Annotated in this window: 18 protein-coding genes; 16 read left to right on the top strand and 2 right to left on the bottom strand. The window is 65.8% G+C overall.

What is annotated here, in order from left to right:
- Window positions 1–480 precede the first annotated feature (480 nt).
- From dnaE to AB4Z10_RS11660, 4 genes are all read left to right on the top strand, one after another.
- Entirely contained in the window at window positions 481–3,954 is a 3,474-nt protein-coding gene (gene dnaE / locus AB4Z10_RS11675) for a DNA polymerase III subunit alpha (RefSeq protein ID WP_441470570.1), read from the top strand.
- A 77-nt stretch (window positions 3,955–4,031) separates the two neighbouring features.
- Window positions 4,032–4,760 carry a bifunctional nicotinamidase/pyrazinamidase gene (gene pncA / locus AB4Z10_RS11670; RefSeq protein ID WP_441470569.1) on the top strand — a complete coding sequence of 243 codons (729 nt, stop codon included), beginning with the start codon at window positions 4,032–4,034 and terminating at the stop codon, window positions 4,758–4,760.
- A gap of 11 nt (window positions 4,761–4,771) precedes the next feature.
- Window positions 4,772–5,467 (top strand): helix-turn-helix transcriptional regulator, encoded by a 696-nt coding sequence (locus AB4Z10_RS11665; RefSeq protein ID WP_441470568.1) that lies wholly within the window; start codon window positions 4,772–4,774, stop codon window positions 5,465–5,467.
- A gap of 69 nt (window positions 5,468–5,536) precedes the next feature.
- Entirely contained in the window at window positions 5,537–5,914 is a 378-nt protein-coding gene (locus AB4Z10_RS11660) for a VOC family protein (protein WP_441470567.1), read from the top strand.
- A 19-nt stretch (window positions 5,915–5,933) separates the two neighbouring features.
- Here AB4Z10_RS11660 and AB4Z10_RS11655 read toward each other — a convergent pair whose 3' ends face one another.
- On the bottom strand, window positions 5,934–7,103 hold the full coding sequence (locus tag AB4Z10_RS11655; protein ID WP_441470566.1) for a GGDEF domain-containing protein: 1,170 nt from the start codon (window positions 7,101–7,103) through the stop codon (window positions 5,934–5,936).
- Between the two features lie 239 nt (window positions 7,104–7,342).
- Between AB4Z10_RS11655 and AB4Z10_RS11650 the strand changes: the two genes are divergently transcribed.
- From AB4Z10_RS11650 to pyrH, 4 genes are all read left to right on the top strand, one after another.
- The gene (locus tag AB4Z10_RS11650; RefSeq protein ID WP_441470565.1) at window positions 7,343–7,735 is read left to right on the top strand and encodes a pore-forming ESAT-6 family protein; all 393 of its coding nucleotides are present in this window, start codon (window positions 7,343–7,345) and stop codon (window positions 7,733–7,735) included.
- A gap of 251 nt (window positions 7,736–7,986) precedes the next feature.
- On the top strand, window positions 7,987–8,988 hold the full coding sequence (locus AB4Z10_RS11645; protein ID WP_441470564.1) for a 30S ribosomal protein S2: 1,002 nt from the start codon (window positions 7,987–7,989) through the stop codon (window positions 8,986–8,988).
- A 177-nt stretch (window positions 8,989–9,165) separates the two neighbouring features.
- Window positions 9,166–10,089 carry a translation elongation factor Ts gene (gene tsf / locus AB4Z10_RS11640; protein WP_441470563.1) on the top strand — a complete coding sequence of 308 codons (924 nt, stop codon included), beginning with the start codon at window positions 9,166–9,168 and terminating at the stop codon, window positions 10,087–10,089.
- A 105-nt stretch (window positions 10,090–10,194) separates the two neighbouring features.
- Window positions 10,195–10,902: a UMP kinase gene (pyrH, locus tag AB4Z10_RS11635; RefSeq protein ID WP_441470562.1), complete on the top strand. Its 708-nt coding sequence runs from the start codon at window positions 10,195–10,197 to the stop codon at window positions 10,900–10,902.
- A gap of 16 nt (window positions 10,903–10,918) precedes the next feature.
- Here pyrH and AB4Z10_RS11630 read toward each other — a convergent pair whose 3' ends face one another.
- Window positions 10,919–11,332, bottom strand: a complete 414-nt coding sequence (locus tag AB4Z10_RS11630) for a VOC family protein (protein WP_441470561.1) — start codon at window positions 11,330–11,332, stop codon at window positions 10,919–10,921.
- Window positions 11,333–11,577: 245 nt separating this feature from the next.
- Between AB4Z10_RS11630 and frr the strand changes: the two genes are divergently transcribed.
- From frr to fabZ, 8 genes are all read left to right on the top strand, one after another.
- Window positions 11,578–12,141: a ribosome recycling factor gene (gene frr / locus AB4Z10_RS11625; RefSeq protein ID WP_441470560.1), complete on the top strand. Its 564-nt coding sequence runs from the start codon at window positions 11,578–11,580 to the stop codon at window positions 12,139–12,141.
- A gap of 53 nt (window positions 12,142–12,194) precedes the next feature.
- Window positions 12,195–12,953, top strand: a complete 759-nt coding sequence (locus AB4Z10_RS11620) for an isoprenyl transferase (RefSeq protein ID WP_441470559.1) — start codon at window positions 12,195–12,197, stop codon at window positions 12,951–12,953.
- A complete protein-coding gene (locus AB4Z10_RS11615; RefSeq protein ID WP_441470558.1) occupies window positions 12,950–13,780 on the top strand; it encodes a phosphatidate cytidylyltransferase in 831 nt (276 codons plus the stop codon). The genes AB4Z10_RS11620 and AB4Z10_RS11615 overlap by 4 nt, the downstream gene beginning before the upstream one ends.
- A 4-nt stretch (window positions 13,781–13,784) precedes the next feature.
- Window positions 13,785–14,966 carry a 1-deoxy-D-xylulose-5-phosphate reductoisomerase gene (gene dxr / locus AB4Z10_RS11610; RefSeq protein WP_441470557.1) on the top strand — a complete coding sequence of 394 codons (1,182 nt, stop codon included), beginning with the start codon at window positions 13,785–13,787 and terminating at the stop codon, window positions 14,964–14,966.
- A gap of 22 nt (window positions 14,967–14,988) precedes the next feature.
- Window positions 14,989–16,137 (top strand): RIP metalloprotease RseP, encoded by a 1,149-nt coding sequence (gene rseP, locus AB4Z10_RS11605; RefSeq protein ID WP_441470556.1) that lies wholly within the window; start codon window positions 14,989–14,991, stop codon window positions 16,135–16,137.
- Window positions 16,138–16,352: 215 nt separating this feature from the next.
- Window positions 16,353–18,851 (top strand): outer membrane protein assembly factor BamA, encoded by a 2,499-nt coding sequence (gene bamA, locus AB4Z10_RS11600; protein WP_441470555.1) that lies wholly within the window; start codon window positions 16,353–16,355, stop codon window positions 18,849–18,851.
- Window positions 18,852–18,887: 36 nt separating this feature from the next.
- Window positions 18,888–19,949, top strand: a complete 1,062-nt coding sequence (gene lpxD, locus AB4Z10_RS11595; protein WP_441470554.1) for a UDP-3-O-(3-hydroxymyristoyl)glucosamine N-acyltransferase — start codon at window positions 18,888–18,890, stop codon at window positions 19,947–19,949.
- A gap of 207 nt (window positions 19,950–20,156) precedes the next feature.
- On the top strand, window positions 20,157–20,615 hold the full coding sequence (gene fabZ, locus AB4Z10_RS11590) for a 3-hydroxyacyl-ACP dehydratase FabZ (RefSeq protein WP_441470553.1): 459 nt from the start codon (window positions 20,157–20,159) through the stop codon (window positions 20,613–20,615).
- Window positions 20,616–20,634: the final 19 nt, after the last annotated feature.

The raw sequence follows: 20,634 nt of genomic DNA, 5'->3' as shown, positions 1-20,634 counted from the left end.
CGAGATGCTTCGGCCGCGGCTGATTTCTTTCAATTCGAGCAGCACAAGTCGGGGCCGGGCAGGGCATGCGCCCACCCGGACCGGGCGGAGCCACGGTCTCCTGCTCTGTTAAGCGGCCCGAGTGGCTGTTAGGGCATCATTAACCGCCCGAGAGCGCGGGCGGCTTGGCCGCGTGCACATCGATTGACGAGAACAAATCATGAACTAAAATGAACCTATCAAGAACAACGGAGGTTCTCATGACTGCAGCGCGTAAATTCGCCGCCGGCCTTGCCGAGATCGCCTCGCTCGGCGTGTTCCTCGGCATGATCTGGCTCTGGGCAGCGATCTTCTCCGGGCCGCACGTCTGAGTGCGGCAGGAGCCATCCACAGCATCGGCCGAGAAACCTCGACGCAGGGCGTGCCGAGGTTTCGCATCCGGCTCAGGTTTCATAAGGAGAATGAGGTCGACGAGTCGCGCTGCGACGATGGGAGAAGGGCATGGGTCGGGAAACTGGCGAGTCGCGCATCCTGTCGGACATCGGCTTCGTCCATCTCCACGTCCATTCGAGCTATTCGCTGCTCGAAGGCGCAATGACGGTCGCGACGCTGGCCAAGATGGCCGCCGCCGACGGGCAGCCGGCGCTGGCGCTCACGGACAACGACAATCTCTTCGGCGCGCTCGAATTCTCGGAGAAGCTGGCGGGATCGGGCCTGCAGCCGATCGCCGGCGTGCAGCTTTCCGTCGATTTCGCCGACGACAATGAAAGCGGCCGCAGGCCGGCCCAGCCGCAGCGACTGCCTCACATCGTTCTGCTTGCCATGGACGAGGCCGGCTACGGCAATCTGATGAAGCTCGTCAGCGAGGCCGCGCTGGCAACAGGCGGCGCGGGGCAGCCGGTCACCACGGTCGCGCGGCTCTCCGCCTTCAATGCCGGGCTCATCGCCCTGACCGGCGGCCATGGCGGGCCGATCGATATGGCGCTGCGCAGCGGCCAGCTCCCGCAGGCGACGTCCCGTCTGGCCACGTTGGCCGAGATCTATGGCGACCGGCTCTATGTCGAGATCCAGCGCCATGGCGGCGACGGGGAGGCGGCGCTGGAGGCTCATCTCCTGCGCCTTGCCTATGATGCCGATCTGCCGATCGTCGCCACCAACGAGCCCTTCTTCGCCAAGCCCGCCGATTTCGACGCGCATGATGCGCTGCTCGCGGTGGCCGAGGGCCGCCTCGTCTCCGATGGCGAGCGCCGCCGCGTCACGCCGGAGCATTACTTCGCCACGCGCTCGGAGATGCAGAAGCGTTTCGCCGATCTGCCGGAGGCGCTGGCGAGCACGGTCGAGATCGCGATGCGCTGTCACTGGCGTGTCTCGACCCGCAAGCCGATCCTGCCGCGCTTCGGCGAGGAGGGGCGCGACGAGGCGGAGGAGCTGCAGGAGCAGGCCCGCGTCGGTCTTGCCGCGCGGCTCGCCAAGCACGGCCCGGCCGAGGGCTTCAGCGTCGAGGATTACGACAAGCGGCTCGATTTCGAGCTCTCGATCATCACCCGGATGAAGTTCCCGGGCTACTTCCTGATCGTCTCGGACTTCATCAAGTGGGCGAAGAACCACGACATCCCGGTCGGGCCCGGCCGCGGTTCGGGCGCGGGCTCGCTCGTCGCCTATGCGCTGACCATCACTGACGTCGATCCGCTGCGCTTCGGCCTGCTGTTCGAGCGCTTCCTCAACCCGGATCGCGTCTCGATGCCGGACTTCGACATCGACTTCTGCCAGAACCGGCGTGAAGAGGTGATCGAATACGTCAAGCACCATTACGGCGAGCAGCGTGTCGCCCAGATCATCACCTTCGGCACCCTGCTGGCGCGCGGCGTGCTGCGCGACGTTGGCCGCGTACTGGAGATGCCCTACGGCCAGGTCGACAAGCTGACCAAGCTGGTGCCGCAGAACCCGGCAAAGCCCATCTCGCTGAAGGACGCGATCGAGGGCGAACCGAAGCTGCAGCAGGCCGCCGAGGAGGAGCCGATCGTCGCGCGCCTCCTCGAAATTGGCCAGAAGCTGGAAGGGCTTCACCGGCATGCTTCGACCCACGCCGCAGGCGTGGTGATCGGCGACAGGCCGCTGGAACAGCTCGTCGCGCTCTCGGTCGATCCGCGCACCGGCATGCGCGTCACCCAGTTCAACATGAAATGGGTCGAACAGGCTGGCCTTGTGAAGTTCGACTTCCTCGGCCTGAAGACGCTGACGACGCTGACCACGGCGGTGAAGCTCATCGCCCAGCGCGACATCCATATCGACCTCGCCCAGCTGCCCTTCGACGATCCGACGACCTACGCCATGCTGGCCCGCGGCGAGACGGTCGGCGTGTTCCAGGTGGAATCGGTCGGTATGCGCAAGGCGCTGGTCGAGATGAAGGCCGACCGCATCGAGGATCTGATCGCGCTGGTGGCGCTGTACCGGCCGGGCCCGATGGACAACATCCCGACCTATTGCCGACGCAAGCTCGGGCTGGAGGATCCGACCTATCTCCATCCGGGGATGGAGCCGTACCTGCGCGAAACCCACGGCATCATCGTCTACCAGGAACAGGTGATGCAGGTGGCGCAGGCGCTCTCGGGCTATTCGCTCGGCGAAGCCGATCTGCTGCGCCGCGCCATGGGCAAGAAGATCAAGGCCGAGATGGACGCCCAGCGCGACCGTTTCGTGAAAGGCGCCATCGAGAACAGCATCAAGAAGGACACGGCCTCCGAAATCTTCGACCTGCTCGCCAAGTTCGCCGATTACGGCTTCAACAAAAGCCATGCGGCGGCCTATGCCGTCGTCGCCTTCCAGACTGCCTATCTGAAGGCAAACTACCCCGTCGAATTCCTGGCAGCGTCGATGACGCTCGATATGGGCAATACCGACAAGCTCTCGGAATTCCGCCGCGATGCCGAGCGTCTCGGCATCAAGGTCGAACGCCCCGCGATCAACCGCTCCGGCGTCGAGTTCGACGTTGCCGACGGCAAGATTTTCTACGCGCTCGGCGCCATCAAGGGTGTCGGCCGGGCGGCTGTGGAATCCGTGGTGACGGCGCGCCAGTCCGGCGGCCCCTTCCGCGACCTTGCGGATCTCGCGCGCCGCATCGACACCAAGCTGGTCAACCGCCGCACGCTCGAAGCCCTTATCGCCGCCGGCGCGCTCGACGAAATGGAGGAGGACCGCGCCCGCGCCATGGCGGCGATCGACGGCATGCTGGCGCTCTCCAACCGCACCCGCGACGAGGCAGCGGCCGGCCAGTTCGATCTGTTGGGCGGCAGCGTGATCCAGGAAGCCTTCCGCATCCCGCAAGTCGAGCCCTGGGCTCCGGCCGAGAAGCTCAAGCGCGAGCACGAGGCGGTCGGCTTCTTCCTCTCGGGCCATCCGCTCGACGATTACGAGCATGTGCTGAAGCGTCTGCGGGTGCAGCGCTATACCGATTTTGCCCAAACGGTGCGCGCCAACGGCACCGGCGTCGGCAAGGTTGCGGTCTCGGTCATCGACAAGTCGGAGCGTCGCACCAAGTCCGGCTCGAAGATGGGCATCGTCAACCTGTCCGATCCGAGCGGCCAGTTCGAGGCAGTGCTGTTTTCGGAAGGGCTGATGCGCTTCCGCGATCTGCTCGAGCCGGGCAGGGCGCTGGTGCTGCGCCTCTCGGCCGTGCTCGACGGCGAGGAGGTGCGCCCCCGCATCGAGGATGTCGAGGTGCTGGACGACCTCGCCTCGCGGCAGAAGCAGGATTTGCTGATCTATCTGCGCGACGAGAAAGCAGTCGCTTCCATCGCCGAGCGCATCCGCCCGCGCGAGGCCGTGCGGGCAGAGGGCAAGGTCTCGATCGTGATGATTCTCGATGACGGTGCCCAGGAGGTCGAGATCGAGCTGCCGGGCAAGTTCCCGATCAACCAGCAGATCGCCAACGCGGTGCGCGCCGCGCCCGGCGTGGTCAGCGTCGAACTGCGCTAGTCATTCATCGCGGGCACGGTTGTTGCCTTGCCGCTGGCGCGCCGCTGGCGCAGGTTAGTGTCGGTGGGAGGCGGGTCATGACGGATCGGGGCGGGATCGACAGGCGCGGGTTGATCGCAGGAGCGACGATCCTGACCGCGGCGGCGGCCTCGCGCGCAGCCAAGGCACAGGAGCAGCCCGTGATCGACGAGCGTACCGTCCTCATCGTCGTCGATGTCCAGAACGATTTCTGCCCCGGCGGCAGCCTCGCCGTCACCAAAGGCGATGAAGTCGTCCCGGTCATCAACGCGCTGGCAAAAAGCTTCTCCAACATCGTGTTGACGCAGGATTGGCATCCGGCCGGCCATTCCTCCTTCGCGTCGAGCCATCCGGGCAAGAAGCCGTTCGAGATGGTCCAGATGCCCTATGGGCCGCAGGTGCTCTGGCCGGATCACTGCGTGCAGGGCACGAAGGGGGCGGAGTTCCGCGCCGATCTCGATCTGGCTCGGGCTCAGACAATTATCCGCAAGGGCTATCGCCGCGAGGTCGACAGCTACTCCGGTTTCGTCGAGGCGGACCGCCGGACGCCGACGGGCCTGACCGGCTATCTTCGGGAGCGCGGCATCCTGCGGGCCGTCATCGTCGGCCTGGCGACCGATTTCTGCGTGAGCTGGACGGCGCAGGATGCGGCCCGAGCCGGTTTCGACACCTATGTCGTCGAAGATGCCTGCCGCGCCATCGATCTCGAAGGCTCGCTCGCCAAGGCCTGGGCCGAGATGGCCGAACTCGACGTGACGCGGATCAAGGCCAGCGATCTGCCGGGCTGAGGTTCAAGCCCTTGTCGCGCGCGCAGCGTCTGCTCGATCTTGTCCAGGTGCTGCGCCGACACCGCCGTCCGGTCTCGGGGCGCAAGCTTGCAGCCGAGCTCGGTGTCAGCATTCGCACGCTCTATCGCGACATCGTCACTTTGCAGGGGCAGGGTGCGCCGATCGAAGGCGAGCCCGGGCTCGGCTATGTGCTGAAGCCGGGCTTCATGCTGCCTCCGCTGATGTTCAGCGAGGAGGAAATCGAGGCGCTGGCGCTGGGTGCGCGCTGGGTGGCGGACCGCGCGGACGGAGCGCTCGCGCTTGCGGCGCGCGACGCCATGGCCAAGATCGTCGCCGTTCTGCCTGCCGACATGGCCGGCCGCGTCGAGGAGGCGGCGCTGATTCTCGGCCCGGGGCGAAAGGCCGTGGATGCACCCGAAATCGATCTCGCAGCGATCCGTCAGGCCATCCGCGCGGGGCGCAAGGCCGCCATCGGCTATTGCGACGACAAGGGCCACGTCAGCGGGCGTGTGGTCTGGCCGCTCGCGCTGTCCTTCTTCGAGCATGTCCGCGTGCTCGTCGCCTGGTGCGAGCTGCGGCAGGATTTCCGGCATTTTCGAACGGACCGGCTCACGCGGTTCGAGACGCAGGAGAGCCGCTATCCACAACGGCGGCAGGCGCTGCTCAAGGTCTGGCGCGAGAAGGAAGGGATTGCCCCATCAGCGTGAACGACGCTGCCGGAAATTGGCAGCATCTGATTCTAGTCTCCCGCTATCTCGAAACCTTCGGAGGCCATCATGTTCGACGCCCACTTCATCCTGCTTCATGTTGACAGCCCTGAAGCGAGTGCCCGCTTCTATGCGGAATTGCTGGGCAGCGAGCCGCTCGAGCTGTCGCCTACCTTCGCAATGTTTGCGCTTCCGTCTGGGGTCAGGCTCGGCCTGTGGTCGCGCCATACCGTCGAGCCGGCTACGGCCGGATCCGGCGGCGCGGCCGAGATCGCCATGGTGGTCGCGAGCGCTGGGGCCGTCGATGCAGCCTGCTCGGATTGGCGTAAACGCGGCATCGCCATCCTGCAGGAGCCGACCGACCTCGATTTCGGCCGCACCTTCACTGCGCGCGACCCGGACGGGCACCGGTTGCGGGTGTTCCATCCCTTTTCCGGGGAGGCTTGAACGCGCCGGGGCCAGGTACTCAGGCTTCGGCCAATTTGAGCTGCGCCTGGACACGGTCGCGGCCGAGGCGCTTGGCCCGGTAGAGCGCTTCGTCGGCCTCAGCCAGCAACTGGTCGAGGTTGCTGGTGCGCAGGTCGGTTTCGGCGACGCCGATGCTGAGCGTCGGCGGACCCGCCAGGTCGTTGGCCCCGGCCAGCGCATCCTTGAAGACACCGCGAATCCGTTCGGCCACCCGGACGGCCTCGCGCACGCCGACGCCGGGGAGGATGACCGCAAATTCGTCGCCACCCTGCCGGGCGAGGATGTCGTCGCTGCGCAATTGACCCCGCACGGCATGGGCGAAGACCCGCAGGATTTCGTCGCCCGCCGCATGGCCGCGCGTGTCGTTCAGCGCCTTGAAGTGGTCGATGTCCACGAGAAGGACTGAGACCCGCACTTCGCCCCGTTGCCGCCCGCGGACCTGTTGGTCGAGCCATTGCTCGACACCGGAGCGGTTCATCGCGCCGGTCAGGGGGTCGCGCCGGGCAAGCGACGCCAGCATACGGTTGGAGCGTTCCGTGGCGAGCAACAGCAGCGCCTGCCCGCGCAGGATGATGAAGGCGACGCCGGTCGCCGCGAGCCAGGCATTCGCTCCGGCGTCGCGCGGAAAGAGCGTCGTGCCGACGCGATCAAACGCCGCCAACCCGATGCGCCCGACATAGATCAGGACTGTCGGAGCAAACAGCGCCGCAAGCAGCCAGGCCGAGCGCAGTTTCTCCTGCAATCCGAGGCGAATGGCTTCCCGCACGATTGCGGCGTCGCAGAATGCCATCACGCCTGCAACGATCATGACTCGTGTCGCATAACCCTGCTCGCCCGGCGAAAGCGAAAGCAGGATCCAGACTGCGAGGAGGGTGATCCCGAAGCCGAACCAGTGCAGCTCGCGCCCGCCGAAATGGCGGATGCCAAACAGCAGCAGCAGGCAGCCGGCCAGCATCGCCGTATTGGCAAACTCGATCGAGATCAGGTCCGGAATAGCGTCGCGGAACGCCGCGCCGAGGAGGCCCGTTCCGATGCAAAGGCTGCTTGTTCCCCACCAGACGGGGCTGCGGCTGAAGCGCCCGGTGGCAAAGGTCATCAGCTGCATCACACCGATGATGAAGCAGGTCAGCGCACCGGTAACGAAGATCGTCCTGAGGTCGAGAATCATGCCCGTGCCGGTCCGTTTCGCAGACGCGGAGCGAGCGCGACCGGCGTCTCTGTGCGCTGCGAAGGGCGGCCGAGCAAGAGGAGGGCGAGGGGGCGCCGCTGTCCATGCCCGCTGTCGCCTTCCTGCCGGGCCTGCATTGTCGCAGGTTGAGCAAGCTGGACGCAGAGGCTAGTCAGAATGCGCTTGGGGGGCGAGCATGGTGGCATGCTTGGGATCATAATAGCCCGAGGATATCCAATATGATCTTTTATAAGTCGTTGATCGCCGCGTCAGCCGTCGCGGTTCTATCGTCCGCCGCTCCGTCCTTCGCCCAGACGCAGGCAGACCAGTTGAAAGTCGCGTATCAGGCAGCCCGCAATCAGCTCGGCATTCTCGGCTATTGCGCCGAGAGGGGCCATATCGACGGTGCAGCCGTCGAGGTGCAGAAGAAGCTGATCGCTCTCATCCCCGCGCCGGCCGACGCAAGCGGCGGCGACGCCGCGGAGGCCGCCCGCCGCAAGGGCACGATCTCGGCCATGGGCATGGAGCAGAACATCGAGGTGATCGCGAAGGCGCAGAACGGCACGCCGGCCGCCTATTGCAAGCAGATTGGCGATCTCGTGAAGCAGGTGGGCGCCAAGCTGCCGCAGTGACGACGGGCCGGGGCCTCCCGCCCGCACCGGAGTAACCGATCAATCGTCCCGCGCGTCGTTCGCGCGGGATTTTCACAAGTCGAACCGGCCTTTCTTGGCTCGGCGACTTGCAATGCGGCGCCATCCCTAGTAAGGCGCAGCCCATCCCACATGGAGCGTATCGCCTCTTTCCTACGAGGCGTTCCGGTGACGCGGCAGCTCATGCCTGTTCATTCGCGCTCCAGAGGCTCAACCGGAAGGACAAGAATACCATGGCTCTGCCTGATTTCTCCATGCGCCAGCTCCTTGAGGCCGGTGCCCACTTCGGCCACCAGTCCCACCGCTGGAACCCGAAGATGTCGCCGTTCATCTTCGGCGTCCGCAACAACATCCACATCCTCGACCTGTCGCAGTCGGTGCCGATGCTGCATCGCGCCCTGCAGGCGGTCTCGGACACCGTCGCCCGCGGCGGTCGCGTCCTCTTCGTCGGCACCAAGCGCCAGGCGCAGGACTCGATCGCCGATGCGGCCAAGCGCTCGGCCCAGTACTACGTCAACTCCCGCTGGCTCGGCGGCATGCTGACCAACTGGAAGACCATCTCGGCTTCGATCCAGCGCCTGCGCAAGGTCGACGAGATGCTCAACGGCGGCGGCAGCGGCCTGACCAAGAAGGAGCGCCTGATGCTGGCGCGCGAGCGCGACAAGCTCGAGAAGGCGCTCGGCGGCATCAAGGATATGGGCGGCACGCCCGACATGATCTTCGTGATCGACACCAACAAGGAGCAGCTGGCGATCAAGGAGGCTCAGCGCCTCGGCATCCCGGTCGCCGCGATCGTCGACTCGAACTCGGATCCGGACGGCATCACCTTCCCGGTCCCGGCCAATGACGACGCCGGCCGCGCCATCCAGCTCTACTGCGACCTGATCGCCCGCGCGGCGATCGACGGCATCGGCCGCGCCTCGGGCGACCAGGGCATCGACCTTGGCGCCTCGGCCGCTCCGGTCGTCGAAGAGGCTCTCGAGCCGGTCGCCGGCGAGGGCCAGGCCTTCGAGACGCTGACCACTCCGCGCGGCGCTCCGGACGATCTGACCAAGCTCTCCGGCATGGGCCCCGACGCGGTCCAGAAGCTGAACGACGGCGGCATCTATCACTTCTGGCAGATCGCGGCGATGTCGCCGGCCGACGTGACCAAGGTCGACCACGACCTCAAGCTCGGCGGCAAGATCGAGCGCGAGGGCTGGGTTGCCCAGGCGCGCGAACTCGCCGACGCTTGATACAGACTGCATGATGGCGGCGCGTCATCGGCGCGTCGCAATCAGGCTCTCGATTTGACGCCGACCAGCGCCGACGACCGGAAACGGAGCGTCGGCGTTGCCCCATAAGGCGTCCGGACATTCCGATCCGCGGCCGGCCCTCGGGCCTGTGCCGCAACGACAGCAAGGACAGGACAGATGGCAGCGATCACCGCCGCACTCGTGAAGGAACTCCGCGACAAGACCGGCGCGGGCATGATGGATTGTAAGACCGCCCTTTCTGCGACCGACGGCAACATGGAAGCCGCCGTCGACTGGCTGCGCGCAAAGGGCCTGTCGAAGGCCGCCAAGAAGGCCGGCCGCGTCGCCGCCGAGGGCCTCGTCGCCGTCGCCGTGCAGGGCAACGAAGGCGTTGTCGTCGAGGTCAATTCCGAGACTGACTTCGTCGCCCGCAACCCGGAATTCCAGGCACTTGCCAAGACCATCGCCGATGTCGCGCTGGAGCGTGGCGGCGATGTCGAGGCGCTGCTCGGCCATCACTATCCTGGCGGCGGCTCCGTGCAGGACGCGATCGCCAATGCCATCGCCACCATCGGCGAGAACATGACGCTGCGCCGCGTTTCCTCGCTCAAGGTTTCCGCGGGCGTGATCGGCTCCTATGTCCACGGCGCGATCGCCGACGGCCTCGGCAAGATCGGCGTTATCGTCGCGCTGGAGTCGACCGGCAATTCGGATGAGCTCGCCACGCTCGGCCGCCAGCTCGCCATGCATGTCGCGGCGACCAACCCGGTTGCGCTCGACCTCGCTTCCGTCGCCCCGGAGGTTCTGGAGCGCGAGAAGGCGATCCTGGCCGAGAAGAACGCCGGCAAGCCCGAGCATGTCCTCGCCAAGATCACCGAGAGCGGCCTGAAGAGCTACGCCAAGGAGTACTGCCTGCTGGAGCAGGCCTATATCCATGACGGCTCGAAGTCGGTCTCGCAGGTCCTCAAGGAGATCGAGGGCAAGGTCGGCGCTCCGGTCAAGCTCACCGGCTTCGCCCGCTTCGCGCTTGGCGAGGGCATCGAGAAGGAAGAGCAGGACTTCGCGGCTGAAGTTGCGGCCGCCGGCGGCACCACGGGCTGACAAGCCTGGGAACGAATGCGAAAAAGGCCGCGCATTGCGCGGCCTTTTTTGTAGGAAGGGGGTCGCATCGTTCGCGGCCAGCCCAGAACTGACGGAGAGATATCGATGAGACCCCAACGTGTTCTCGTGAAGCTCTCCGGCGAAGCCCTTGCGGGACCGCAGGGTTCCGGCCTCGATGGCCACACGCTGACGGCGCTCGCCGCCGACATCGCCCATGCCTCGCGGGAGGGGGTCGAGATCGGCATCGTGGTCGGTGGCGGCAACTTCTTCCGCGGCGTGCAGGGCCTCAACAAGGGGCTCGATCGGACGACTGCCGATTCGATCGGCATGCTCGGCACTGTCATGAATGCGCTGGCTCTGGAGCACGCGATCGAAGCCGCCGGCGCGCCGGCCCGTGCGATGTCCGCGGTGCCGATGCCGTCGCTCTGCGAGAGCTACGCCCGCAAGCGCGCGCTCGACCATCTCAGCAATGGCAAGGTGGTTATCCTCGGCGGCGGCACCGGCAACCCGTACTTCACCACCGACACAGGCGCGGCCCTGCGCGCGGCGGAGCTCGGCTGCAGCCATCTGCTCAAGGCGACGCAGGTCGACGGCGTCTACAGTGCCGATCCGAAGAAGGATCCGGCTGCGACCCGCTACGACACGCTGACTCATGAGGATGCGATCAGGCGCGACCTCAAGGTGATGGACACGGCCGCCTTCGCGCTCGCTCGCGATGCGAGCCTGACCATCGTCGTCTTCTCGATTGCCGAGACGGGGGCGCTCGCCGCCGTGCTGCGCGGCGAGGGCAGGGCGACCTACGTAACGCCCTGAGCGGAGCCCTCCTCGTTCAGTAGGTCCGCCACAGGCCGGGAGTCGCCAGTTCTAGCATGTGCCCGTCCGGGTCGCGGAAGTAGAGGCTCTTGCTACCGCGATCCCATTGCATGCGCCCCTCGACCACGATGCCGAGCTGAGCCAGCTTCGCCTCCCAGGCGGCCAGCTCCTCGGCATCGATGGCGAAGGCGATGTGCAGCGCGCCGCTGCCATCATGCGGCGGAATGCTCCCGTTGTCGAAGCTCTGGGTCTGCAACGATCCTCCGCGCAGGAACAGCAGCAGCACGCTCGCGCCACCGACATCATAGGCGAACAGGGTCTTCGTCTTGAGCAGGGGCGCGAGGCCGAGCTTGCCTTCATAGAAGTCGCGGGCGCGGTCGAGGTCCTCGACATAGAGCGCGGTCTCGACGATGCGGTTCAGGCGGGGCACGTTTTTCTCCGTGGTTCTTTGCCGGCGGTGCTGGCTTGCGGCGCTGTGAGCCTCTAGACTGATCTATGTATCCCGAGGCGGCGGACCAGCCCGTCCTGCCGCCTCATCGTGATTCAGCTCGATCCGCCGCTTTCCCCTTGCCCGGCGTGGGGGAACATGCTGTTCGAGCATGTAATTCTTGACCCTGCGCGGCCTCGCCGCCATGGTCGCGCCGATTTTGGATTATCTGCAAGGTCCCGATTGAAATGGCCCAGACGACGTTCGACCTCGCCGACATCAAGCGCCGCATGGCCGGTGCGGTGCAGTCCTTCAAGGGCGACCTCGCCTCGCTGCGCTCCGGCCGCGCCTCTGCCAACATGCTCGACCCGATCCAGGTCGAGGCCTATGGCGCCCGCACCCCACTCAGCCAGCTCGCCACGGTCTCTGTGCCGGAGCCGCGCCTGCTCAGCGTCCAGGTCTGGGACCGCTCGATGGTCAACGCCGTCGACAAGGCGGTGCGCGAATCCGATCTCGGCCTCAACCCGCAGACGGAAGGCCAGGTGCTGCGCATCCGCATCCCCGAGCTGAACGAGCAGCGCCGCAAGGAGATGGTCAAGGTCGCGCATAAATATGCCGAGGAGGCCAAGGTCTCGGTGCGCCATGTCCGCCGCGACGGCATCGATGTCGTCAAGAAGCTGGAGAAGGACGGCGACATGACCAAGGACGATGCCGCCCGCAATTCCGACCTTGTCCAGAAGGCGACGGACCAGCACATCGCCGAGATCGATCAGGCGCTCGCGGCGAAGGAAAAGGAAATCCTGCACGTCTGATCCCCAGCGCAGGATCTGTCCTGCGCCCTTCCGGCCGAGCGAGGCACATCCGCATGTCATCCGGTCAGCGTGAGGCAGATGTGCCCAACCCGGCCCATGTCGCCATCATCATGGACGGCAATGGCCGCTGGGCGCAGATGCGCGGCCTGCCGCGTCAGGAGGGCCATCGCCGCGGGCTTGAGGCGCTGCGTCGCACCGTCCGCAACGCCAGCGATCTCGGCCTCTCGGTCCTGACCCTCTACAGCTTCTCGACCGAGAACTGGCGCCGTCCCTATGCGGAAGTTACCTTCCTGATGGGGCTGCTCAAGCATTTCGTCGAAAAGGATCTGGCGGAGCTCTCGGCGGCCAATGTCAGGGTCCGCATCATCGGCAATCGCGAGAACCTTGCCGCCGATCTGCGCCGGCTGGTCGAGCATGCCGAGACCAGCACCCGCGCCAATACCGGCCTGGTTGTGGTCATCGCCTTCAACTACGGCTCGCGCGACGAGATCGTGCGCGTGGCGCGGCGCCTTGCCGCCGATGCGGTGGCGGGGCGCATCGACCCGGCCGCGATTGACGAAGCTGCGATTGGCGGCCATCTCGATACCCATGACCTGCCGGATCCCGAGCTGGTGATCCGCACCTCGGGCGAGACGCGCATCTCCAACTTCCTGCTGTGGCAGGCCGCCTATGCCGAGTTCGTCTTCGTGCCGGTGCTGTGGCCGGATTTCGATCGCGCCGTGTTCGAGGACGCTCTGGCGCAATACCGGCAGCGCGAGCGCCGCTTCGGCGGTGTGTCCGCTCCCGCCGGCCGCAGCGTGGGCGTCGCGTGAATGAGCCTGTTCCAGCTGCGCCGCGACCGGGCCCGGGCGAGCTGAAGCTCCGGGTCGTCTCGGCGCTCGTGCTCGCGGCGCTGATCCTGCTTGTGACGATCTGGGGTGGCTGGCCGTTTCGCCTGATCTGGACCCTGGTGGCCGGCGTCGTGGCCTATGAATGGCTGGCCATCGTCAGCCGCGGCAATGCGGTTCCGGCCGGCATCGGCGTGGTCGTTGCCGGCCTCGCCCTGGCCTTCTCTCCTGCGAGCCCGGCTGCGCTGGCGGGCGCGGCGGCCGCGGCGGCGCTGCTGGGTGCGCTGGCCACGCCTTTCGTGCGCTCTCGCCTCGCGCTGGAGTTCTGCGGGCTCGCCTATGCGCTCGCCTTTGCGCTGGTCACGCCGGCCATGCGCGATCTGCCGGGCATCGGGCTTGCTCTTATCCTGTGGAGCTTCGCGGTGGTCTGGTTCACGGACATCGCCGCCTATTTTACGGGGCGCAGCCTCGGCGGTCCCAAGCTGATGCCGAGTGTCAGTCCGAAGAAGACCTGGTCCGGCGCGATCGGAGGCGCGGTGGCCGGGACGATCGGGGGCTATCTGGTCTGGCGGCTGTCGCCGGTGTTCGAAGGGCTGACTGCAGCCGGCCCGGTCATTGCCGCATCGCTGGCCGGATCGATTGTCAGCCAGGCGGGCGATCTGTTCGAGTCCGCGCTGAAGCGCCGCTTCGATGCCAAGGATTCAAGCAAGCTGATCCCCGGGCATGGCGGTTTTCTGGACCGGCTCGACGGCTACTGGGCTGTCCTCGTACTGGCCGGGCTTGCGCTTTTCGCGATCCATCTCAACATCTGAGCCGATGCCGCTTCGTACTGTGACCCTTCTCGGAGCGACCGGCTCCGTCGGACGTTCGGTCCGCGACATCGTCTCGGAAAACCCGGAACGGCTGGCGATCCGAACGGTTGTCGGCGGGCAGGATGCGGCCGCGCTGGCGCAAGTCGCGATCGAAACGGGAGCTTCCTTCGCCGCATTGGCTGATGAGGCCGGCGGGCCGGCATTGCGGGAGGCGCTGACGGGCACCGGTATTGCGAGCGGGGCAGGGCGAACGGCCGTGCTGGAGGCGGTAGCGCGCCCTGCCGATATCGTCGTCAGCGCGATTTCAGGAGCGGCGGGGCTGGAGGCGACTTTCGCTGCACTCTTGCCCGGTCGAACGATCGCGCTCGCCAACAAGGAGAGCCTCGTTTGTGCCGGCGAGGCCGTCATGATCCGGGCGGCCCAGGTCGCTGCCCGCTTGTTGCCGCTCGACTCCGAGCACAACGCGCTGTTCCAGGTTCTCGGGGCGGAGCCTCTCTCCGCGGTCCACAGCATGACCCTGACTGCGTCCGGTGGTCCTTTCCGGACCTGGAGCGCGGAGCGGATCGCAGCGGCCGGACCCGAGCAGGCGCTGAAGCACCCAAATTATACGATGGGCGCGAAGATCACCGTCGATTCCGCGAGCATGATGAACAAGGGGCTCGAGTTGATCGAGGCCCGCTTCCTGTTCGGGCTGGAAGCCGATCAGCTCGACGTGCTCGTCCATCCCCAGCAGATCGTCCACGGGCTGGTCACTTTCCGGGACGGCTCGGTGAGTGCGGGCATGGCCTTGCCGGATATGCGGGTTGCTGCGGCCCATTGTCTCGGCATCGATGGCCGCCTCGATGCGCCGCCCGCACGGTTCCTCGATTTGGCGACCTCGGCACCGCTGAGTTTCGAGAGACCGGATCTCGACCGGTTTCCGGCGCTTGGCCTTGCGATCGCCGCATTGCGCGAAGGGGGAGCCATGCCCGCTGTGCTGAACGCCGCAAATGAAGTGGCCGTCGCAGCGTTTCTGACCGGGCGGCTGCGCTTTACCGGAATCCCCGCGCTCGTCGAGGCGGTCTGCGCGGCCATGCCTGTGACAAGAGAAGCCCCGCGCGATATCGCGGCCGCGCTGGCCGTTGACCAAGATTCCAGGCGCCGAGCCGCCTCGCTCTTGTCGCAAGCGCCGTTCACTGCCACCTAAGGACGAGGAACGGGAGAGCTCGATGGAATTTGCGGCGTCACTCTGGAATGCTGGGCATTTCGCGCTCGGCTATCTGCTGCCGTTCCTGTTCGTTCTCACGCTTGTCGTCTTCGTTCACGAGCTCGGGCACTTTCTCGTCGGCCGCTGGTGCGGCGTCGACGTGCAGACTTTCTCTATCGGTTTCGGGCGGGAGTTGTTCGGCTTCACGGATCGCCACGGTACGCGCTGGCGCTTCGCGCTGATTCCGCTCGGCGGCTATGTGAAATTCTCGGGCGATGCCGATGCCGCGAGCGCCCCCGATGACGCGGCCGTCCGGCGAATGACGCCGGAGGAGCGCGCCCGTTCGCTTCCGGCACAATCGATCGCCGAACGCGCAGCCATTGTCGCCGCCGGCCCGATCGCCAATTTCCTGCTGGCGATTCTGATCTTCGCCGGCACGGTCTTCCTGTTCGGCAAGCAGGTCCTGATCCCGCGCGTCGATGCCGTCGTGGCCGGGAGTGCTGCGGAGAGCGCCGGGCTGAAGGCCGGCGACATCGTCATTGCGATCGACGGGCACAAGGTCGACAGCTTCTCCGAAATGCAGCGCATCATCTCCTCCCGGCCGGAGGAGCGCCTGACGGTCACAGTGGACCGCAACGGCAGTGCGCTGGATCTGCCGGTCACGCCGGCTCTGTCCGAGCTCAAGACGCCGGTCGGGACGCAGCGGATCGGCGTCATCGGAGTCAGGGCGTCGCCGAAGCCCGAGGATTGGACGACGCAGCGCTTCGGCGCGATCGATTCCCTGCGGATGGGCGGTGCCGAGACCTGGTTCGTCGTCACCCGCACCTACGACTATATCGCGAAGCTGCTGAAGGGGCGCGAATCCACCGACCAGCTCTCGGGGCCGATTCGGATCGCACAGGTTTCCGGCCTCGTTGCTTCCAGTGGCGGCTTGCTCGGACTGCTCAATCTCGCGGCGATCCTGTCCGTTTCGATCGGGCTGATGAATCTTCTGCCGGTGCCGATGCTCGATGGCGGCCACCTGATGTTTTACCTGTACGAGGCGCTGCGCGGCCGCCCGCTGAGCCCCCGCGCGCAGGAGATCGGCTTCCGGCTGGGGCTTGCGCTGGTGCTGATGCTGATGTTGTTCGTGACCTGGAACGACATTGTCCACGTGCGTGGAATGCTCTGAAATCCGGGCGCCGTGGCGCTTTGGGGCAAAATCGCGGCGAGCCGCGTGGCTCGTCCGCAACGAGGTCGTTAAAAATCTTTTGTTAACGATGATCCCGGTTTGCACCCTGCCGGAAACTTTGTAGAAGCGATTGAACCGCAATGTCCCCGTGCTGCCGTCGTCTGACGGCGGTCCCCGTTTGGGGTGGTGACCAGAGATATGGAATAGGCGACCCGATGACGTCGACCCAACAGAGCCGGCCGACCAAACTGCGGCTCTCTCGATCGATCGGACTTTCGGCTTTGATGCTGGCCGTGAGTGGTGGTGTGGCGTTTGCGCAGGCTGTGGTCGTCCACGGCAATCGGCGCGTCGATGCGGAGACCATTCGCTCCTATGCCGCCGGGCGCGAGAACCCCCAGGAGATTCGCGAGAGCCTTCTTGCCACTGGCCTGTTCAGCAATGTTCAGGTCAGCCGCCGCGGTTCGCAGACCGTCGTGACGGTCCAGGAGCAGAACGGCACGGTCAACCGTGTCGCTTTCGAGGGTAACCGTCGCCTGAAGAGCGATCAGCTCGCGCCGCTGGTGCAGTCGCGCGCCGGTGGTCCGCTCAGCCAGGCGCTCATCGATTCCGACATCCAGCGCCTGCGCGAGGCCTATCGCCGCGCCGGCTATGGCCTGTCCTCGGTCAGCGGCCGTATCGCGCCGCTGCCGAATGGTCGCCAGGACGTGGTCTTCACCATCAACGAGAGCGGCAAGACCGGCATCAAGTCGATCAATTTCAGCGGCAACGAGGCATACTCGGCGAGCCGGCTGCGCGGCCTGATGAGCTCCACCGAGTCGAATTTCCTGAGCTGGATCAAGACCTCCGACGTTTACGATCCGGACCGGATCAGCTCCGACCTAGATCTCATTCGGCGTTTCTACCTGAAGAACGGCTTTGCCGACTTCCAGGTCGTCAACAACACGGCTCGCTTCGACGATGCGGCTGGCGGTTGGGTCGTCGACATCCAGATCGAGGAAGGTCCGCAATACAAGGTCGGCAACGTCGCCGTTGATTCCGCGCTGCGCGATGTCGATCAGGCGGCGCTTCAGCGCTACGTCGCTACGTCGGCAGGCGATACCTATAATGCCGAGGCGGTCGAGAAGTCGCTGGTTGCGCTGACGACCGAGGTTGCTCGTCGCGGCCATGCTTTCGCTCAGGTCCGCCCGCGCGGCGATCGCGACGCGTCTGGCCGCACGATCGGCATCACCTACGTCGTCGACGAGGGGCCGCGGGTCTATGTCGAGCGCATCAACGTGCGCGGCAACACCCGTACCCGCGACTATGTGGTTCGCCGTGAGCTCGATCTCGGCGAGGGCGACGCCTACAACAAGGTGATGATCGACCGCGCTGAGCGCCGTCTCAACAATCTCGGCTTCTTCAACAAGGTCCGGATCACCAACGAGCCTGGCTCGGCGCCGGATCGTGTCATCCTCAACATCGACGTCGAGGACAAGGCGACCGGTTCGTTCTCGATCGCCGGCGGTTATTCGACCTCGGACGGTGTCATTGGCGAAATCTCGCTGTCGGAGTCGAACTTCCTCGGCCGCGGTCAGTTCGTTCGCATCGCGGGCACGGTCGGCCAGCGCACGCAGGGCATCGATTTTTCGTTCACCGAGCCCTATTTCCTGGGCTATCGCGTGGCGGCCGGTATCGATCTGTTCTCGAAGTACAATGACAACTACAACACCGGCCGTTTCGAGAGCCGCGTGACCGGTGGTCAGGTGCGGTTCACCTTCCCGATCACGGAAGAGTTCTCGATCACGCCGCGCTACTCGCTCTACCAGACCAATATCACCATTCCGAACGAGGCAAATCGTCCCTATAACGATTGTACCTACCCGATCCCCGGCATTACGCCGACGGGCGGCCCCACCGATATCTACAACTGCGTGACCAACGGCGAAGCGACGGTGGCGGTCAAGGAAGCGCAGGGCGACACCCTGACTTCGCTCGTCGGCCTGAACTTCAACTACAACTCGCTCGACAGCGTGCAGAGCCCGCGCAACGGCTTCATCGCGGAGCTGAAGCCGGAATTCGCTGGCCTCGGTGGCGACTCCAAGTTCCTCCGTGTCGCGGCCGACGCGCGCTACTATCGCGAGATCTTCGACGACGTCGTCGGATTCGTCCGCGTTCAGGGCGGCCACGTTCAGGCGACCAGCGGCAACCTGCGCATGGTCGACCACTACTTCCTCGGACCGACACTGGTTCGCGGTTTCGCGCCGTCCGGCATCGGGCCGCGCGACGTGCTGAACGACCCGACCGCGAACGCCGTGGGTGGCACGACCTATTTCGGCGGCACCGTCGAAGTGCAGTTCCCGATCTTCGGCCTGCCGCGCGATATCGGTCTGCGGGGCGCGGTCTTCGCCGACGCCGGCACGCTGTTCAATTACGACGGCGGTTCGAAGGCGGTTGTCTTCAACTGCCCGGCGGGTTCGGAGGCGCGTCAGTTCAACGTCGTCACCGGCGGTGCTCAGAGCAACATCGCTTGTATTCGCGACAAGAACGTCCTGCGTTCGTCGGTCGGCGTCAGCTTGCTCTGGCAGTCGCCGCTTGGCCCGATCCGGTTCGACTACGCCTATGCTCTGACCAAGGACGACGGTCAGTACGGCGTGAACCCGGCTACCGGATTGGCCGGCAAGTACGGCGGCGATCGTCTCCAGGCCTTCCGCTTCTCGGGCGGCACCCGCTTCTGACGCGGCGGGGCCCAGCGCCCCGCTCCGGACCCAGTCATGGCAGATCCCATCTTCTTTCCTTTCGCGACCTCGCTCGATTTCAGCGAGGTCGCAGGCATTTCGGGCTCGCAATTGCCCGCAGGCGCCGACGCGTCGCGTCGCGTCGAGGGGGCGGCGGCCCTGGAAATGGCCGGCCCGTCCGACGTGGCCTATATGGACAATCCCAAGTACACCGAGGCGCTGGCGGCAACGAAAGCGGGCCTGTGCCTGGTTTCGCCGCGCTTCGCCGACCGCGTTCCTGCGGGCACGGTCGCGTTGGTTTCGCCTGCGCCGTATCATGCCTTCGCCAAGGTTCTGGCGCGGTGCTTTCCCACGGCCTTGCGGCCGGAGTCCGTGTTCGCTTCCCAAGGCGTGGCGCCCGGCGCCATCGTTCATGCCACGGCGGTTATCGAGCCCGGCGTGACGATCGACCCGGGGGCCGTCATCGGCCCCGGCGCGGAAGTCGGGGCGGGCACTGTCGTTGCGTCGCATGCGGTGATCGGTCCGCAGGTTCGGATCGGGCGCAATTGCTCGATCGGAGCAGGCAGCACGATCCAGTCCGCACTGATCGGCAACCGCGTGATCATCCATCCGGGCGCCCGCATCGGGCAGGATGGCTTCGGCTTCGCCATGAGCCCGAAAGGGCATATGAAGGTGCCGCAGGTCGGCCGCGTCATCATCCAGGATGACGTCGAGATCGGCGCCAACAGCTGCATCGACCGCGGCGCCAGTCGCGATACGGTGATCGGCGAAGGTACGAAGATCGATAACCTCGTACAGATCGGGCACAACTGCGTCATCGGCCGCCATTGTGTGATCTGTGCTCAGACCGGCCTCGCCGGCTCCTCCACGCTCGAGGACTTCGTCGTGCTGGGCGGGCAGGTCGGCCTTGCTGGACATCTCACGGTCGGGGCTGGTGCCCAGATCGCCGCTCAGAGCGGTGTCGCCGGCGATGTTCCGCGCGGCTCGCGGTATGGCGGCTATCCGGCTCAGCCGGCGCTGGCATGGGCGCGGGAGAGTGCCTTGCTCAAGACGCTGGTTGCGAAGCGCGGCCGGAAATCCCAAACGCCCGAGGAATGAAGCCAGGCTGCCGGATAGCGGCGCACAAGCTCCTGGTTCTTTCTTTCGCAGTGCTGAGAAATTTCTGTTGCCGAAGCTGCCCTGTTTCCGGCAAACGGGCGGAACGCTTTGGAATTGCTGCCGATTGCGGAAACGGTTTTCGCAGTCGACCATGTTGAAGAGAATGCGAGCCGCCGCTCAGGGACGGGGCCCAGGAGAAGACAGACGATGAGCGAGGCGACGACGACGCTGGGTGTGATCGACATCCAGAAGATCATGGCCAGCATCCCCCACCGCTATCCTTTCCTGCTGGTCGACCGCGTTGTCGAGATCAACGGCGACGATTCCGGCGTGGGTATCAAGAACGTCACCGTCAACGAACCGCAGTTCACCGGCCACTTCCCGGAGCGCCCGGTTTTTCCGGGCGTGCTGATGATCGAGGCAATGGCGCAGACCGCCGGCGTGCTGGTTGTCAATGCTCGGGCTGTCGGTGAGCAGGAGGTCAAGACGGTCCTGTTCACGACGATCGACAAGGCCAAGTTCCGCAAGCCGGTCATCCCGGGCGACACGCTGCGCTTCCATCTCACCAAGCTCGCCCGCAAGCGCAACATCTGGTTCTATCGCGGCGAGGCGCGGGTGGAAGGCGTGCTCGTGGCCGAGGCCGAAATTTCGGCGATGGTCGTCTGAGGCCACGGTGTTGCGAGAT

It is taken from the genome of Allobosea sp. RAF48, assembly GCF_052114025.1.
Classification (GTDB): Bacteria; Pseudomonadota; Alphaproteobacteria; order Rhizobiales; family Beijerinckiaceae; genus Allobosea.
This window is presented reverse-complemented; position numbering and strand designations above follow the sequence as displayed.

What these genes read in the sequence shown, in the direction of transcription:
- AB4Z10_RS11655 (WP_441470566.1), bottom strand. Translation starts at nt 7,103, where the DNA reads ATGATTCTCGACCTCAGGACGATCTTCGTTACCGGTGCGCTGACCTGC.
- lpxD (WP_441470554.1), top strand. Translation starts at nt 18,888, where the DNA reads ATGGCAGATCCCATCTTCTTTCCTTTCGCGACCTCGCTCGATTTCAGC.
- tsf (WP_441470563.1), top strand. Translation starts at nt 9,166, where the DNA reads ATGGCAGCGATCACCGCCGCACTCGTGAAGGAACTCCGCGACAAGACC.
- pyrH (WP_441470562.1), top strand. Translation starts at nt 10,195, where the DNA reads ATGAGACCCCAACGTGTTCTCGTGAAGCTCTCCGGCGAAGCCCTTGCG.
- dxr (WP_441470557.1), top strand. Translation starts at nt 13,785, where the DNA reads ATGCCGCTTCGTACTGTGACCCTTCTCGGAGCGACCGGCTCCGTCGGA.
- AB4Z10_RS11650 (WP_441470565.1), top strand. Translation starts at nt 7,343, where the DNA reads ATGATCTTTTATAAGTCGTTGATCGCCGCGTCAGCCGTCGCGGTTCTA.
- AB4Z10_RS11620 (WP_441470559.1), top strand. Translation starts at nt 12,195, where the DNA reads ATGTCATCCGGTCAGCGTGAGGCAGATGTGCCCAACCCGGCCCATGTC.
- bamA (WP_441470555.1), top strand. Translation starts at nt 16,353, where the DNA reads ATGACGTCGACCCAACAGAGCCGGCCGACCAAACTGCGGCTCTCTCGA.
- frr (WP_441470560.1), top strand. Translation starts at nt 11,578, where the DNA reads ATGGCCCAGACGACGTTCGACCTCGCCGACATCAAGCGCCGCATGGCC.
- fabZ (WP_441470553.1), top strand. Translation starts at nt 20,157, where the DNA reads ATGAGCGAGGCGACGACGACGCTGGGTGTGATCGACATCCAGAAGATC.
- dnaE (WP_441470570.1), top strand. Translation starts at nt 481, where the DNA reads ATGGGTCGGGAAACTGGCGAGTCGCGCATCCTGTCGGACATCGGCTTC.
- AB4Z10_RS11660 (WP_441470567.1), top strand. Translation starts at nt 5,537, where the DNA reads ATGTTCGACGCCCACTTCATCCTGCTTCATGTTGACAGCCCTGAAGCG.
- AB4Z10_RS11645 (WP_441470564.1), top strand. Translation starts at nt 7,987, where the DNA reads ATGGCTCTGCCTGATTTCTCCATGCGCCAGCTCCTTGAGGCCGGTGCC.
- rseP (WP_441470556.1), top strand. Translation starts at nt 14,989, where the DNA reads ATGGAATTTGCGGCGTCACTCTGGAATGCTGGGCATTTCGCGCTCGGC.
- pncA (WP_441470569.1), top strand. Translation starts at nt 4,032, where the DNA reads ATGACGGATCGGGGCGGGATCGACAGGCGCGGGTTGATCGCAGGAGCG.